The sequence below is a fragment of the Stenotrophomonas sp. HMSC10F07 genome (genome assembly GCF_001807895.1).
GTDB classification, from domain to species: domain Bacteria; phylum Pseudomonadota; class Gammaproteobacteria; order Xanthomonadales; family Xanthomonadaceae; genus Stenotrophomonas; species Stenotrophomonas sepilia.
In genome coordinates this window covers 9820-24838 of sequence record NZ_KV791423.1, presented here as the reverse complement: position 1 = coordinate 24838, position 15019 = coordinate 9820, and the positions used below count along the sequence as shown (strand labels likewise).

Here is a 15019-nt window from a genome sequence, read left to right as displayed (position 1 = left end):
GCGGGTGGTCGACCACCGGCTGCTCACAACACCCCTACCTCCGCGTTGAAGCGGTACCCTTCGCCACGCAGTGTCTGCACAAGGGCTTCAGCGCCGGACGCGGCCTGCCCGAGCTTGCGGCGCAGGCGGCTGATCGCAAGGTCGACGGCACGGTCCACGCTGTCGCTGGCTTCTCCGCGACTCAACTGCAGCAGCTGTTCGCGCGCCAGCACCCGCCCGGGACGTTCAGCCAGTGCCAGCAGCAGGGAGAATTCACCGCGGCTCAGCGCCAGTTCGGCACCATCCGGCGCGAACAGGCGACGCTGGTCAGGCAGCAATCGCCAGCCATCAAACCGCAGCTCGCTGGCCACCTGTGCGCGCAGCTTGTCCTGCCTGCGCAGCAGCGCGCGCACCCGCGCCAACAGCTCGCGCGGGTCAAACGGCTTGGCCAGGTAGTCGTCCGCGCCCATCTCCAGGCCGATCACGCGATCCGGCGCGGCCCCCATCGCCGACAGCATCAGGATCGGGATCGCCCGCGCCTGCAGCCGGCGGCATACCGACAGGCCATCCTCACCAGGCATCATCCAGTCGAGGATGATCAGGTCAGGACGTTCAACCTGCAGCAACACGTCCAGCGCTGTTGCATCCGCCGCCACACGCACCTGGTAGCCGTGCAGCAGCAGGTGGTCGGCGATGGCGTCACGAATGCTGGCATCGTCATCGACGACGATGACGCGGATGGGAGTGTTCATTGCCCCAGTATCCCGCACCTGTGTATCAGGACGGTATCAATGCAGATATCGCGTTGATACGCCGCTGCGCGCCAATGGTCGCCCACGATCACTGCGGAGTCTCCCCTTGCGCCTGTTCCTGCTGCCTCTGTTCGCCATCCCCTTGCCCGCGCTCGCCTCCGATGCCGCCGAGCACGTCCTGCCGATGTGGATGCAGGGCGGTCATCCGGCAGTTGCGGTCTCGCTGGATGGGCGTTCCGAGCCGCTGCGCTTCGTGGTCGACAGTGCCGCCGGGTCAACCCTGGTCGATGCACGTGTAGTGCGGCGCTACGGTTTGCAGGATGCGGAAGCGGCAGTGTCGCAGGCCCAGGGCGCGAGCGCGAAGACGGCGCGGTTGCAGCGCATGCGCAGCACAGCGTGGCAGCTGGGCAGTTGGCAATTGAAGGCCAGTGGCATGCAGGTCGACCTGTCATCGCTGGCGAAGGGCGATGATCCGGCCATTGACGGCTTGATCGGCAACGACCTGACCGGGCGCTGGGACACCCGTTGGGACTTCGGCCGCAATCAACTGGCGCTGTGGACACCCGGCGGCTTGGACCTGGAAGGACCGGGTTGCCAACCCAATGCGCTGCCCGGCCGCAATGAAGGCCTGCGCCAGTTCGGCTTCATCACGCTTGCCTTGGGTACGCCCGGCGTGGACGCCATCGCCGTGGTCGACACCGGTGCCGCGCAGACCGTCCTCAACGCCGAAGCAGCCCGCGCACTGGGCCTGCGCACCGACGGCAGCGATGCTCGGGTGCGTGCACGTGAAGAGGGCACTGGCGGGCTGGGTGGCGGTGCACAGGCAACCTGGCTGTACACCCTGCCCGGCATGACCGGCGGCAACTGGCAGCACCCGCCGATGGAGGTCCGGATCAGCGAACTGCCGGTGTTCAGGGCGATCGGCCTGGAGGCGCGACCGGCCTTGATCCTCGGTGCCGACGCGATGCGCGATGGCCAGGTGGACATCGGTGCGGGTGCCGCGCGGATCTGCCTGCGCCGACCCGGCTGACGTCCGGCGCATGACGGCGGGACCTGGCAGGCGTAGCATCGCGCCACGTCCTGCCAGGAGTTCCACGCATGCGCCGTGCTGTCCTGCTGTTGCTGACGCTGCTCCCGCCGGCCGTGCTGGCCGCGCCGCCGCTACCCTCGCCCGCGCGCATCGATGCCGAAGCACAGCGGCTGATGCAGGCGGCGCATGCGCGCGGGATGGCGCTGGCGGTGATCGATGGCGGCAAGGTGGTACACGTGGCCGCCTACGGCGAACGCAACGCCGCAGGCGAGCCGCTGCGCACCGATACCGTGATGTACGCCGCCTCGCTGACCAAGATGGCGTTCGGCCACCTGGTCGCACAGCTTGCCCAGGACGCACGGATCGAGCTGGACGCCAGCATCGCCACGGCGCTGGACAAGCCGCTGCCGGACTACCCGCCAGAGCCGAAGAAGTACGCCGACTACAGCGTACTGGCCGATGATGCGCGCTGGCGCCAGCTCACCCCGCGCCTGCTGCTCAACCATTCCAGTGGCTTTGCCAACTTCGGGTTCCTGGAACCCGATGGCCGCCTGAAGTTCCACTTCGATCCGGGCAGTCGTTATGGGTATTCCGGCGAAGGGCTGATCCTGTTGCAGTTCGTGATCGAGCGTGGACGGCTTGGCCAGGACGTGGGTGCATTGATGCAGCGGCAGGTATTCGACCGCTTCGGCATGGTCCGCACCAGCATGATGTGGCGTGAGGATTTCGCCGCCAACCTGGCCGATGGCTGGACGGCGGAAGGCACGGCCGAGCCGCACGATGAACGCAGCCGCGTGCGTGCGGCCGGTTCGATGGATACCACCATCGCCGACATGGCGCGCTTCGCCGCCGGCTATGTCCGCGGCGATGGGCTGTCGCCTGCAATGCGCAGGGAACTGGTGCGGCCGCAGCTGCCGATCACCACCGCCAGCCAGTTCCCCACGTTGCAGCCAGAGCTGCCCGTGGCGCAGCAACGCAAGGATCTGGCTGCGGGCCTGGGCGTGGTGACGTTCCGCGGCCCGCAGGGCGCGGGCTTCTACAAGGGTGGCCACGACGATGCGGTCGGCAACACGCTGGTGTGCATCGAACGGTACAGACGCTGCGTGGTGATCCTGGGCAACGATGTACGGGCGGAAGCTGCGTTCCCGGCACTGGTGGCATTCGTACTGGGCGATACCGGCGTGCCGTGGCAGTGGGAGTATGGCGCGGCGAAGGCATTCGTCGAATGAGGGTGCGATGACGCCTGCATGGCGAACGCGGCTGGGAGGGGAGCATCCACGCCATGCGTGGATGGCACTCCTCAGCGCGCCTGCTCGAAGAACATCAGGTACACCAGCCGGCCATTCTCCGGTCGATCACCGAACGCTGGCCCGGCGGTGTGCCAGAACCAGGGCCGCAGCAGCACCAGCCGGTTGAAGCGCATCGGAATGCGCATGGTCATTTCCCACTGGCTGTCGTCGTTGCTGTCGCGCTCGATGATGTCGCGATGCATGTCGCCGCCGTTGGCGTAGCCCAATGCGGCCAGCTCCGCCGCATCCAGGGCCATGCGTTCGGTGCCGGTACGACGGTGGCGGAAGAACTCGGTGCCGCCCTCGCAGTGCTCCGGTGCACTCAGGTAGAGAATGCCCGACCAGTGCGAGTGGTCGGCGTGTACCTTGGCGCGGCCGATGTCGCCGGCAAGGGTAAGGCGGAACTTGCCGTGCGACTGCAGGGGGTTGACCGGCCGCAGCGGTTCGTTGACCAGTCGCGAGACCGCGCCGGACAGTCCATCCAGCTCCAGCCGCTGCTGTGAATTGCGGCCGGGGAATGCGCCCTCCTGGACGGGATAGTCCAGGCCCAGTGCCGCCTGGCGCAACCCCTGCGCATCGGCGGGAGAAAGGAAGTCGTCAACGACGATGAACGAGGTAGGCATGGTCACCGAGCGTAGCATGCACTGCGGCGACGGCAACCGGGCAACAAAAAACCCCGCCTTGCGGCGGGGTTCTTCCTTACATCACATCGGGAAGGCGTGCCGACCGAGGCCGGCGACGACCGCCGGAGGCGTGGACTTAGAAGTCCATGCCGCCCATGCCACCCATGCCACCCATGCCACCAGCGCCGCCCATGGCCGGCTCGTCCTTCTTCGGAGCTTCGGCAACCATGGCTTCGGTGGTGATCATCAGGCCGGCGATCGAGGCCGCGTTCTGCAGCGCCGAACGGGTCACCTTGGTCGGGTCCAGGATGCCGAACTGCAGCATGTCGCCGAACTCGCCGGTGGCCGCGTTGTAGCCGAAGCTGCCGGTGCCTTCCTTGACCTTGTTGATGATGACCGACGGCTCGTCGCCAGCGTTGGCCACGATCTCGCGCAGCGGGGCTTCCATCGCACGCAGGGCGATCTGGATGCCGTGGTTCTGGTCTTCGTTGGCACCCTTCAGGCCGGCCAGCGCGGTGATCGCGCGGACCAGGGCAACGCCGCCGCCCGGGACCACGCCTTCTTCAACGGCTGCACGGGTGGCGTGCAGGGCGTCGTCGACGCGATCCTTCTTTTCCTTCATTTCGATTTCGGTCGAGGCGCCGACCTTGATCACGGCAACGCCGCCGGCCAGCTTGGCCACGCGTTCCTGCAGCTTCTCGCGATCGTAATCCGAGGAGGTGTCCTGGATCTGGGTCTTGATCTGCGCCACGCGTGCATCAACGTTGGCCTTGTCGCCGACGCCGTCGATGATGGTGGTGTTCTCCTTGGAGACCTGCACCTTCTTGGCGCGGCCCAGGTCCTTGATGGTGGCCTTTTCCAGCGACAGGCCGACTTCCTCGGAGATCACGGTGCCACCGGTCAGCACGGCCATGTCTTCCAGCATCGCCTTGCGGCGGTCGCCGAAGCCCGGGGCCTTGACGGCCACGACCTTGACGATGCCACGGATGGTGTTGACCACCAGGGTCGCCAGCGCTTCGCCTTCGACTTCTTCAGCGACGATCAGCAGCGGCTTGCCGGCCTTGGCGACGCCTTCCAGCACCGGCAGCAGGTCACGGACGTTGGAGATCTTCTTGTCGTGCAGCAGGATGAACGGATCATCCAGGTCAGCGGTCTGCGACTGCTGGTTGTTGATGAAGTACGGCGACAGGTAGCCGCGGTCGAACTGCATGCCCTTGACCACGTCCAGCTCGTTGTCCAGGCCCGAGCCTTCTTCAACGGTGATGACGCCTTCCTTGCCGACTTCCTTCATCGCGTCAGCAATGATCTGGCCGATCGACTCATCCGAGTTGGCCGAGATGGTACCGACCTGGGCAATCGCCTTGTCGTCGGCGGTCGGCTTGGAGATGTTCTTCAGCTCGGCGACGGCAGCCGAAACGGCCTTGTCGATACCGCGCTTGAGGTCCATCGGGTTCATGCCGGCGGCAACGGCCTTGGCGCCTTCGCGGATCAGGGCCTGGGCCAGCACGGTGGCGGTGGTGGTGCCGTCGCCGGCATCGTCGTTGGTGCGCGACGCAACTTCCTTCACCATCTGCGCGCCCATGTTCTCGAACTTGTCAGCCAGTTCGATTTCCTTGGCGACGGAGACGCCGTCCTTGGTGATGGTCGGGGCGCCGAAGCTCTTTTCCAGCACGACGTTGCGGCCCTTTGGGCCCAGGGTGGCCTTGACGGCATTGGCGAGAACATTGACGCCGCGCACCATGCGCGAACGGGCGTCTTCACCGAAACGAATATCCTTGGCAGCCATTGCATTTACCTCATTGGTAGCGCCGGACGAGGCCCGGCGGCTGGGAGTTTGGGATCAGGTTGAAACAGGTCGCGCCGAGGCTCAGCCGATGACGGCGAGCACGTCGTCTTCGCGCAGGACCTTGTATTCGACGCCTTCGCTCTTGTACGAGCTGCCGGCGTACTGGCCGTAGATGACCTTGTCGCCGACCTTCAGCGACGGCGCGCGCACGTTGCCGTTGTCCAGCGGCTTGCCCGGGCCGACGGCCACGACCTCACCCTTGGTGGACTTTTCCTTGGCCGAGTCGGGGATGACGATGCCACCGGCGGAGATTTCGTCGGCTTCGATCGGCTTGACCACAACGCGGTCGTGCAGCGGCTTGATGCTCATAGGAGACCTCTTAAGTGATTGATTGGTCTAAAAAAGTCCGGCGATGTTAGCACTCACCCCAGGCGAGTGCCAGAACCGCACGTGAAGAAACCCGACAACGTCGGGAGCAGGGCAGAGATGGAGCCCCGCCGTCCCCTTTCAAGGGCGGAATGAAAAAAATTTTTCCGCCCGCGCGCGTCGGCCAGGCGTCGGTCCTGGACAATTTCGGTGACAAGCGTCGCACTGTCAGATATCTAACGTTTATTTACGGCAAAGTGTCACTGGATCGGCCTTAGGCTCGGTCAGGCATTCCCAATCACAAGGAGTAGTCGATGCGATTGCTGTCCCCGCTTGCCGCCGCCGGCCTGCTGGCGCTGGCCGCCGCGCCGGCCCAGGCCGAGGTCTTCATCAACGAACTGCACTACGACGACAGCACCGCCGCCGGTGACGTCGGCGAAGCGATCGAGGTCGTAGCCACTGCCGGTGAGGACCTGTCCGGCTACCGCCTGTACCTCTACAACGGCAGCAATCCGTCGGCCGCCACCGTCTATGCCAACACCCCGGTCCCGGCCGGCACCGCCGCCGGCTGCGGCAGCGCCAGTATCGCTGTGGTCAACTATCCGACCAACGGCATCCAGAATGGACCGAACGACGGCATCGCGCTGGTCGATGCCAGCGGCAAGGTGGTCCAGTTCCTCAGCTACGAGGGTGCCATCACCGCCTCCGGTGGCCCTGCTGCCGGCATGACCAGCCAGAACATCCCGGTGGCCGAAAGCAACAGCACCGCGCCGGGCACCTCGCTGCAGCTGACCGGCAGCGGCAGCCAGTACGCCCACTTCACCTGGGCCGAATCGGCCGGCCAGACGTTCGGCAGCTGCAACAACGGCCAGACCTTCAGCGGCGGTGGCACGCCCGGCCCCAACACGCCGCCGTCAGTCTCCACCACCACCCCGGCGCAGGGCAGCAGCACCTTCCCCGCTGCCGCCGACCTGGAAGTGGTGTTCAGCGAGACGGTGAACCTGGCCAGTGGCGCCTTCGCCCTGAGCTGCGGCACCTCCGGCAGCGTGCCGCTGACCTTCCCGGCCAGCGGCCGCAGCGTGAAGCTGTCCACCAATACCGCGCTGGTGGCCGGTGAAGCCTGCCGCTTCGACATCCGCGCCGCGCGCATCACCGACCTGCAGGGCGCGCATCCGGCCGCCGACAGCCGCATCGCCTTCACCGTGGCCAGCACCGGCGGCAATCCGGACCCGGGCAACCCGGGCGTGCCGGCCGGCTACTACTCCAGGGTCAACACCAGCAGCCCCAGCCAGCTGCGCTGCTCGCTGCACGCCACCATCAAGGGCCACACCGCCTACCCGTACAGCGGCTCGGGCACCAGCACCTGGACCATCCTGGAAATCGCCGACGAGGATCCGAACAACCCGAACCGCATCCTCGATGCCTACCGCAACCGCAGCTACGCCAAGGTCAGTGATCGTGCGGGCACCGGCAGCGGCCTGACCTACAACCGCGAGCACACCTGGCCGAACTCGCTGGGCTTTGCCACCACCACCGGTGACAAGGGCCTGCCCTACGCGCCGTACACCGACACCCACATGCTGTACCTGACCGACGCGCAGTGGAACGCCGACCGTGGCAACAAGCCGTTCGCCAAGTGCGATGCCAGCTGCGGCGAGCGTGCCACCGAAGCCAACAATGGGCAGGGCGGCGGCAGCGGTGGCTACCCGGGCAATTCCAACTGGGTGCGCACGCCGGACGGCAACACCGGCACCTTCGAGGTGTGGGGCAAGCGCAAGGGCGACATGGCGCGTGCGGTGATGTACATGGCGATCCGCTATGAGGGTGGCAAGGATGCGGCCACCGGTCAGTCCGAGCCGGACCTGGAGCTGACCGACGACCGCAGCAAGATCGTCAAGACCAGCAGTTCGCCGGCCTACATGGGCCTGCTGTCGACGCTGATCGACTGGCACCTGTCCGATCCGCCGGATGATGCCGAGCGTGCCCGCAATGACGTGGTCTACAGCTTCCAGGGCAATCGCAACCCCTTCATCGATCACCCCGAGTGGGCCACCCCGGCCCTGTTCACCTCGGCCAAGCCAGCCACCTGCCAGCTGGCCAACTGACCGCGCAACGCTGCGGTCCACTGCCGCCGCCGGGCCCAGACCCGGCGGCGGCCCTATACTCGACGGTCATGCCGACCGTCGATCCCGTCCTGCTGCTGTTGACCACCTGCCCGGACCGGGCCAGTGCCGAGCGCATCGCGCACGCGCTGGTCGGCGAGCGCCTGGCCGCGTGCGTGACCCGCCTTGATGGCGCGCAGTCCACCTACCGCTGGCAGGGCGAGGTGACCACCGATGCCGAGCTGCAGCTGCTGGTAAAGACCACCGCGAGCCGCGTCGATGACGCAATCGCCCGGATCGTCGAACTGCATCCGTATGAACTCCCGGAGTGCATCGCGGTCGAAACCCGGGCCGGCCTGCCGGCATATCTGGACTGGATCCGGGCACAGACCCGGGAGGACACTGATTGAAGACTCTGTTTGCGCGTGGCGCTGCCTTGTGCGCCCTGTTGTGGCTCTCGCTGCCCGCCTTGGCCCTGGATGAGAAGGACCTGCTGCCGGTGGACCAGGCGTTCGCGCTGACCGCCACTGCCCCCGAACGGGGCCAGGTGCAACTGCAGTTCAAGATCGCACCGGGCTACTACCTGTATCGCCACCGCACCAGCGTCAAGGCGGATCCGGCCTTCAATGCCGGCACGCTGCAGATGCCCAAGGGTGACAGGCACCACGATGATTTCTTCGGCGAGGTCGAAACCTATCGCGAGCGCCTGCAGGCCACCCTGCCCGGCACGCCGACCGACGCCGCCGGCACCATCAGCCTGGAAGTACGCTATCAGGGCTGCGCCGATGCCGGCGTCTGCTACCCACCGCAGAAGCGCGTGGTGCAGGTCACCCTGCCGGGTGCCGGTGCGGCGGCCGCGGTGCCTGCCGCGCGTACCGGTGCCGCCAGTCCGTTCAACAACCCGCTGGCCGGTGCCGGCAACAGCGGTGGCCTGCGCCTGCCGGGCGCGGCCAACAACAGCCAGGCGCTGCCGCTGCCGTCGGAACAGGCGTTCGGCTTCGATGCCATCGCCAGCGACGGCAACACCCTGCTGCTGCGCTTCAGCCCGGCACCCGGCTACTACCTGTACCGCGACCGCACTTCGCTGAAGCTGGAAGGCAGCGCCGGCGTGCTCGCCGACAAGCCGCGCTGGCCGGCCGCGCAGTCGCATCGCGACGAGCACTTCGGCGATGTCTCGGTGTACTTCAACCAGGTGGAAGTGCCGCTGCCGCTGCGCCGCACCGTTACTGATGCGGTCGACAGCACCCTGGTGGTGACCTTCCAGGGCTGCCAGACCGATGGTATCTGCTACCCGCCGATGACCCGTCGGGTGAAGCTGTCGATTCCGGCCGGCAAGCTCAACGCCGGCACCGGCCAGGCGCCAGTGCGCGAGGAAGCAGTCAATGCGCTGGGCGCTGCCGGTGCGCCGCGTGAATCCGCCAATGGCGTACCGCTGCGCCTGCTGCCGACCGTACCCAACGACGGCAACACCGCTCCCGCCGCCAGCGGCAGTGAGGGCGCGCGCAATGAGTTCGCCGCCGATGCGCGCGATGGCAACGCCCTGCGCACGCGTCCGCCGGCGACCACCCCGAACCCGGACCGATCGTTCGTCTGGGTGCTGCTGCTGGCGCTGGCCGGTGGCCTGGTACTGAACCTGATGCCCTGCGTGCTGCCGATCCTGTCGCTGAAGGTGCTGAGCCTGGCGCAGAGCGGCGAGAGCCCCGAGCGCGCGCGCAGCCATGCGCTCTGGTACACGTTGGGCGTGCTGGTCGCGTTCGCGGGGATCGGCGCGCTGATGGTAGGCCTGCGTGCGATCGGCAACGCCGTCGGCATCGGCTTCCAGCTGCAGCACCCGGGCGTGGTGGCGGCGCTGGCCTACATCATGTTCGCGGTGGGCCTGAGCCTGTCCGGCGTGTTCACCCTCGGCGGCGGCATCGGCAATCTTGGCCAGTCGCTGGCCAGCCGCAGCGGCCCGGCCGGTGACTTCTTCACCGGTGCGCTGGCCTGCGTGGTCGGCAGTGCCTGCGTCGGCCCGTTCATGGGCGGTGCGATCGCCTACGCCTTCATTGCCCCGCCGCTGAAGGCGATGACCGTGTTCCTGTTCCTCGGCCTGGGCCTGGCGCTGCCGTTCCTGCTGATCGGCTTCGTGCCAGCGCTGGCACGCCGCCTGCCCAAGCCCGGCCCGTGGATGGAAACGCTCAAGCACGTGCTGGCCTTCCCGATGTACGCCACTGCGCTGTGGCTGCTGTGGGTGCTGGGCAAGCAGCGCGGCGTGGACGGCATGGCGCTGGTGCTGGGTGGCCTGCTGCTGTTCGCGTTCGGCCTGTGGCTGTTTGAACGCAACCGCTGGACCGGCTCGCGTGCGGTGACCCTGCTCGGCGTGCTGCTGGCGATCGGTGCGCTGGTTCCGGCCTGGGGCGTGACCCAGCTTGCACCGCCGGCGAGGGCAGCACAGGCCGCCAGCGACAACGTGGTCGAGTATTCGCCGCAGCTGCTGGACCGCCTGCGCGCCGACAACCGCGTGGTGTTCGTCAACATGACCGCCGACTGGTGCGTGAGCTGCAAGGCCAACGAACGTGCGGTGCTGTCACGGCCGGAGTTCAAGGAACTGCTCAAGCGCACCAATGCGGTGTACATGCGCGGTGACTACACCAACGTCGACCCGCAGATCACCACGTTCCTGGAAGAGCACAAGGCGGTTGGCGTACCACTGTACGTGGTGTACGGCCCCGGCGCGCCGCCGACCGTGCTGCCGACCCTGCTGACCCAGGCGGTGGTCGAGGAAGCGCTGCTGCGCACCGCACGATGAAGTGGCAACGGCCAGCGCTGCTGTGGACAGCGGTGCTGGCCGCCGGCCTCGGCCTGTGGGCCGGGCATCGGCTGTCACCCGGCACATCAGCACCTGCCGCGCCAGCAACGGCTTCCAGGGCGAAGGCCGTGAAGCCCACGCTGCAGGTGGGTGATCAGTTGCCTGCGCTGACACTGCCGGACCTGGCGGGTCAGCCATTGGTCCTGCGCGATCACTTCGCCGGCCGGCCGCTGCTGATCAACGTCTGGGCCAGCTGGTGTGCGCCCTGCGTGGAAGAGATGCCCGAACTGGCGCGCTTCGCCGATGCCCAGGGCGACAACGGTGTGCAGGTGCTGGGCCTGGCGCTGGACACCACGGACGACGTGCGCGGTTTCCTGCAGCAGGTGCCGGTGGACTACCCGATCGTGATCGAGACACCGGGCCCGCGCGATGCCAGCGTGCAGCTGGGCAATACGCAGGGGCTGCTGCCCTACAGCGTGCTGTTCGATGCGCAGGGGCGGCTGGTGAAGGCAAAGCTGGGACCGTTCGCCCACGGCGAGATCGACAGCTGGGTGAAGTGAGGGTGTTTTTTGCAGTGCTTGCAGCCCTGCACCTGCCGAGGCCACCGCAACGGCCAGAGCCAAAGCGGATTTCCGTGGGATGGCGGGGCGGTGCGGCTGGGCAGGACACGCCGTAAACCCATCCATGGGGGCTCGATGGCGCCATCCATGGCGCCAACGGTCCTGCCCAGCCACACCGCCCCGCCTCCGACAGATTCCGGCGGCTGTTGGTAGGTGTCGACCTTGGTCGACACATCTGTCAGCTATCGATATTCAGAACGGAATCAGACCCCGTGCCGACCAACGGTCGGCACCCACCAAAGCAGAACGCCGTTCCGACAGATCGCAGGAAACTGTCGAAGGCGGGGTGGGTCCGGTTGAGGGGGTGTCCGCGGCATGGATGCCGTGACCAAGGCTACAGGGACGTACTTGCGCCGTCCCCCGCAACCGGACCCACCCCGCCTCCTCACAGGAAACCCGCTGTTGCTTCGGCTGTTGCTTCTGAGGTTGCCGGCCAGCGGCCGGCACTACCGCGGGTGCCGGGTGCCGCCCGGCCGGTACCTCCAGCTTGACCGCAGCCGGGGCGCCACGGAGAATTACGCGACTAATTCTCATTTGCTGTTGCGCAGGATGCGGGCGGCAGCCTCCCGGGCCCCTCTCCTTCGATGTTCAAGAACGTCCTGTTCCAACTGCATTGGCTGCTGGGCATTACCGCCGGTGCCGTCCTGGCCGTGATGGGCCTCAGCGGCGCCGTGCTGTCCTTCGAGGACGAGCTGCTGCGCGCCGCCAATCCCGGCTTTGCCGAGATCGCCGAGCACCATGCCGACGGACAGCATCCCCTTGCACTCAGTGAACTGGTGCCGCTGCTCCAGGCCGGCAGCGAACGCCCCCTGCAACGCCTGCGTATCGATGCCACCGGACAGCGGCCGTCGGTCGCGCGCTTTGCCGGCGGCAAGGACCACTGGGTGTACTTCGACCCGTACAGCGGTGAGCGCTTCAGCGCCCTGCGCGGCCAGGCGTTCTTCGACTTCGTCGAGGACCTGCATCGCCACCTTGCCGCGGGCGAACGCGGCAAGTGGATCACCGGCAGCTGTGCCATCGCCCTGCTGTTCTTCACCCTGTCCGGCCTCTACCTGCGCTGGCCACGACGCTGGTGGCACTGGCGCAGCTGGCTGGCAGTGGAGTGGAAACGCAGCGGGCGCGGCTTCCTGTGGAGCCTGCACTCGGTAGTCGGCACCTGGGTGCTGCTGATCTACCTGATGAGTGCGCTGACCGGCCTGTGGTGGTCGTTCGACGGGTATCGCAGCGCGGCCAGCACGCTGCTGGGCGTCCCACCGGCGGCCAAGCACCAGGTTGCCACCGATGCATCGCTGGACCTGCACCGCATTGAAGCCACGCTGTACGCGCTGCCGGGCGTGCGCGCCGGCTTCATTGACCTGCGCCTGCCGGAAAAGCCCGGGCAGGCGCTGAACGTGCGGGTGATGGCCGGTGATCCGTCGCAGCGCGGCGGCCACCACGATCGTGCGCATGACCTGCTGCAGCTCGATCCGGCCAGCGGTGCGGTTCTCGATGCCCGCCCGTACGCACGCCAGGGCGCGGGCGGACGGCTGGCCACCAGCGTGTTCGCGCTGCATTCGGGCAGCTACTTCGGTGTACCCGGGCGCGTGGTGGTGATGCTCAGCAGCCTGGGCATGAGCCTGTTCTTCATCACCGGCTGGATGCTGTACCTGGACCGCCGCCGCAGCCAGCGTGCCGCGCGCGGGCTGCGCCAGGCGCTACCGATGCCGGCCAGCGACGCCGGCAACGCAGCGTGGCTGGTGGTGCATGCCAGCCAGAGCGGACTGGGCGAACAGCTGGCGTGGCGCGCGGCGGCCCAGCTGCAGGCGGCCGGCCATGCGGTGCAGGTGCTGCCGCTGGCGCGCATCGATGCCGCGCTCCTGCTGCGTGCATCGAGCGCGCTGTTCGTGCTGAGCACCTTCGGCGACGGCGAGCCGCCCGACGCCGCCCGGCGCGCAGCGCGGCAGTTGCTTGCACAAGCGCTGGACCTTTCGGGCCTGCAGTTCGGCCTGCTCGCGCTGGGTGACCGCCAGTACCCGCACTACTGCGGCTTCGGCCGCCAGGTCGATGGCTGGTTGATCGGAAACGGCGCGCGTGCACTGTTCGAGCGCGTCGACGTCGATGCCGCCTCGGTTCCCGCGCTGCGCCGGTGGCAGCAGGAGCTGGGTGCGCTCACCGGCATCGTCACCGATGACAGCGTGCTGCCTGCGGCTACGCAGATGCATGAGTGGCGCCTGCTCGGCCGCGACCGCCTCAACCCTGGCAGCGTCGGCGGAGCGATCTGGCGTATCCGTCTTGCCGCACCGGCCGACGTGCAGTGGCAGGCGGGTGACATCCTGCACATCGCGCCCCGCCACAATGCGCAGCATGCCGGTGCCGTGTTGAAGGCGCATGGGCTGGATCCGCTGCAGCCCTTGCTGGTCGATGGCCATCCGCGCACGCTGCTGGCGCTGGCCAGCGAACGCGAGCTGCCCGAGGCCGATACCGCGCTGGCAGTGCAGGATGCCTGCCTGTGGCTGGCCGGGCAGCCGCTGCTGCCCAGCCGCGAGTATTCGATCGCCTCCTGCACGGATGATGGCGTGGTGGAGCTGGTGGTGCGGCTGGTGCATGACGCCTCCGGTCGAGCCGGGCTGGGCTCGGGCTGGCTGTCGTTGCATGCGCCGATCGGTGCCGGCATCGTCGCCCGCGTGCATCGCAACCCCGGTTTCCATCGTGTCATTGGCGCGCCGATGGTGCTGATCGGCAACGGCACCGGCATCGCCGGCCTGCGCAGCCTGTTGCGCGAAGCCGCCCGTGCAGGCGAACACGGGCACTGGCTGTTGTTCGGCGAGCGCCAGCGTGCACACGATTTCCTGTTCGCCGACGAGATCGAAGCGTGGCAGGCCGATGGCCATCTCGCGCGGGTGGACCTGGCGTTCTCGCGCGATGGCGACGGCGGTTATGTGCAGGATCGCCTGCAGGCGGCCACCGGAACGCTGCGCGACTGGATGCGGCGCGGCGCGGTGATCCATGTCTGTGGGTCGTTGCAGGGCATGGCCGAGGGCGTGGACCAGGTGCTGCGAACGGCGCTGGGCGATGAAGCGGTGGAAATGCTGCTGGAAAACGGGCGCTACCGCCGCGACGTGTATTGATTCCTGCCGCCGAACGCTGGTGTGAGCCGAGCATGGGCTCGGCTCTACAGTGTTCCTGCAGCCGATGTAGCGCCGAGCCTACGCTCGGCTGACTAGGCCGCGGCTGCGCGCGCCTGCGGCATCGACTGCAACCGGAACGCGCCCACCGCGTCGGCCAGGGCACGCACCTGGACCTGCATCTGCGCCGTGGAGGCACCGGCCTCTTCCACCAGGCTGGCGTTGCGTTGGGTACTGGCTTCCATCTGCACGATGGTCTGGTTCACCTGTGCGATGCCGGCATGCTGGTCCTGCGACGCACTGCGGATACCCGCCAGCAGCTCGGCCAGCTGCTGCACGCTGCCGACGATCTCGCCCATCGTGGTGCCGGCCTGTTCGGCCTGCTGGTTGCCCTCGCCCACACGCGCCACCGAATCCTCGATCAGGCCCTTGATCTGCTTGGCCGCCTCTGCGCTGCGTTGTGCAAGCAGGCGCACTTCCGCGGCTACCACGGCGAAACTGCGGCCCTGCTCACCGGCACGGGCCGCTTCCACCGCCGCATTCAGCGCCAGGATGTTGGTCTGGAAGGCGATGCCGTCGA

General features: G+C 67.6%; 12 protein-coding genes. 7 read left to right on the top strand and 5 right to left on the bottom strand.

Going from position 1 to position 15019, the window contains the following annotated elements; all coding sequences use genetic code 11:
- Positions 1–23: 23 nt before the first annotated feature.
- Positions 24–731 (bottom strand): response regulator, encoded by a 708-nt coding sequence (locus HMPREF3114_RS14925; RefSeq protein ID WP_053496943.1) that lies wholly within the window; start codon positions 729–731, stop codon positions 24–26.
- Positions 732–837: 106 nt separating this feature from the next.
- Between HMPREF3114_RS14925 and HMPREF3114_RS14920 the strand changes: the two genes are divergently transcribed.
- Both HMPREF3114_RS14920 and HMPREF3114_RS14915 read left to right on the top strand, forming a co-directional pair.
- Complete coding sequence (locus HMPREF3114_RS14920; protein WP_053496941.1) at positions 838–1761, top strand: aspartyl protease family protein; 924 nt, start codon at positions 838–840, stop codon at positions 1759–1761.
- Positions 1762–1829: 68 nt separating this feature from the next.
- The gene (locus HMPREF3114_RS14915; protein ID WP_053496939.1) at positions 1830–2990 is read left to right on the top strand and encodes a serine hydrolase domain-containing protein; all 1161 of its coding nucleotides are present in this window, start codon (positions 1830–1832) and stop codon (positions 2988–2990) included.
- 71 nt (positions 2991–3061) lie between these two features.
- Here the strand turns inward: HMPREF3114_RS14915 and HMPREF3114_RS14910 are convergent, their stop codons facing one another.
- The 3 genes from HMPREF3114_RS14910 to HMPREF3114_RS14900 form a co-directional block, all read right to left on the bottom strand.
- On the bottom strand, positions 3062–3673 hold the full coding sequence (locus tag HMPREF3114_RS14910) for a DUF6445 family protein (protein ID WP_053497029.1): 612 nt from the start codon (positions 3671–3673) through the stop codon (positions 3062–3064).
- A gap of 136 nt (positions 3674–3809) precedes the next feature.
- Positions 3810–5459, bottom strand: coding sequence for a chaperonin GroEL (gene groL, locus HMPREF3114_RS14905; protein ID WP_005411226.1), 1650 nt, complete (start codon positions 5457–5459; stop codon positions 3810–3812).
- A gap of 81 nt (positions 5460–5540) precedes the next feature.
- Positions 5541–5828, bottom strand: coding sequence for a co-chaperone GroES (locus HMPREF3114_RS14900; protein ID WP_005411227.1), 288 nt, complete (start codon positions 5826–5828; stop codon positions 5541–5543).
- Positions 5829–6139: 311 nt separating this feature from the next.
- Between HMPREF3114_RS14900 and HMPREF3114_RS14895 the strand changes: the two genes are divergently transcribed.
- From HMPREF3114_RS14895 to HMPREF3114_RS14875, 5 genes are all read left to right on the top strand, one after another.
- Positions 6140–7930: an endonuclease gene (locus tag HMPREF3114_RS14895; protein WP_070489952.1), complete on the top strand. Its 1791-nt coding sequence runs from the start codon at positions 6140–6142 to the stop codon at positions 7928–7930.
- A gap of 68 nt (positions 7931–7998) precedes the next feature.
- A complete protein-coding gene (cutA, locus tag HMPREF3114_RS14890; protein ID WP_005419675.1) occupies positions 7999–8337 on the top strand; it encodes a divalent-cation tolerance protein CutA in 339 nt (112 codons plus the stop codon).
- The gene (locus tag HMPREF3114_RS14885; protein WP_070489951.1) at positions 8334–10715 is read left to right on the top strand and encodes a protein-disulfide reductase DsbD family protein; all 2382 of its coding nucleotides are present in this window, start codon (positions 8334–8336) and stop codon (positions 10713–10715) included. Before cutA ends, HMPREF3114_RS14885 begins: the two co-directional genes overlap by 4 nt.
- The gene (locus HMPREF3114_RS14880) at positions 10712–11275 is read left to right on the top strand and encodes a TlpA family protein disulfide reductase (RefSeq protein ID WP_070489950.1); all 564 of its coding nucleotides are present in this window, start codon (positions 10712–10714) and stop codon (positions 11273–11275) included. Before HMPREF3114_RS14885 ends, HMPREF3114_RS14880 begins: the two co-directional genes overlap by 4 nt.
- Before the next feature lie 644 nt (positions 11276–11919).
- Complete coding sequence (locus tag HMPREF3114_RS14875) at positions 11920–14442, top strand: PepSY domain-containing protein (RefSeq protein ID WP_070489949.1); 2523 nt, start codon at positions 11920–11922, stop codon at positions 14440–14442.
- A 92-nt stretch (positions 14443–14534) separates the two neighbouring features.
- Here HMPREF3114_RS14875 and HMPREF3114_RS21500 read toward each other — a convergent pair.
- Positions 14535–15019: methyl-accepting chemotaxis protein (locus HMPREF3114_RS21500; RefSeq protein ID WP_256337648.1), on the bottom strand; the 485-nt coding region annotated here is incomplete at its 5' end.

Bases quoted from the DNA above. Each gene is read 5' to 3' on its own strand.
- HMPREF3114_RS14925 (WP_053496943.1), bottom strand. From the start codon at position 731: ATGAACACTCCCATCCGCGTCATCGTCGTCGATGACGATGCCAGCATT.
- HMPREF3114_RS14915 (WP_053496939.1), top strand. From the start codon at position 1,830: ATGCGCCGTGCTGTCCTGCTGTTGCTGACGCTGCTCCCGCCGGCCGTG.
- HMPREF3114_RS14910 (WP_053497029.1), bottom strand. From the start codon at position 3,673: ATGCCTACCTCGTTCATCGTCGTTGACGACTTCCTTTCTCCCGCCGAT.
- groL (WP_005411226.1), bottom strand. From the start codon at position 5,459: ATGGCTGCCAAGGATATTCGTTTCGGTGAAGACGCCCGTTCGCGCATG.
- HMPREF3114_RS14900 (WP_005411227.1), bottom strand. From the start codon at position 5,828: ATGAGCATCAAGCCGCTGCACGACCGCGTTGTGGTCAAGCCGATCGAA.
- HMPREF3114_RS14895 (WP_070489952.1), top strand. From the start codon at position 6,140: ATGCGATTGCTGTCCCCGCTTGCCGCCGCCGGCCTGCTGGCGCTGGCC.
- cutA (WP_005419675.1), top strand. From the start codon at position 7,999: ATGCCGACCGTCGATCCCGTCCTGCTGCTGTTGACCACCTGCCCGGAC.
- HMPREF3114_RS14880 (WP_070489950.1), top strand. From the start codon at position 10,712: ATGAAGTGGCAACGGCCAGCGCTGCTGTGGACAGCGGTGCTGGCCGCC.
- HMPREF3114_RS14875 (WP_070489949.1), top strand. From the start codon at position 11,920: ATGTTCAAGAACGTCCTGTTCCAACTGCATTGGCTGCTGGGCATTACC.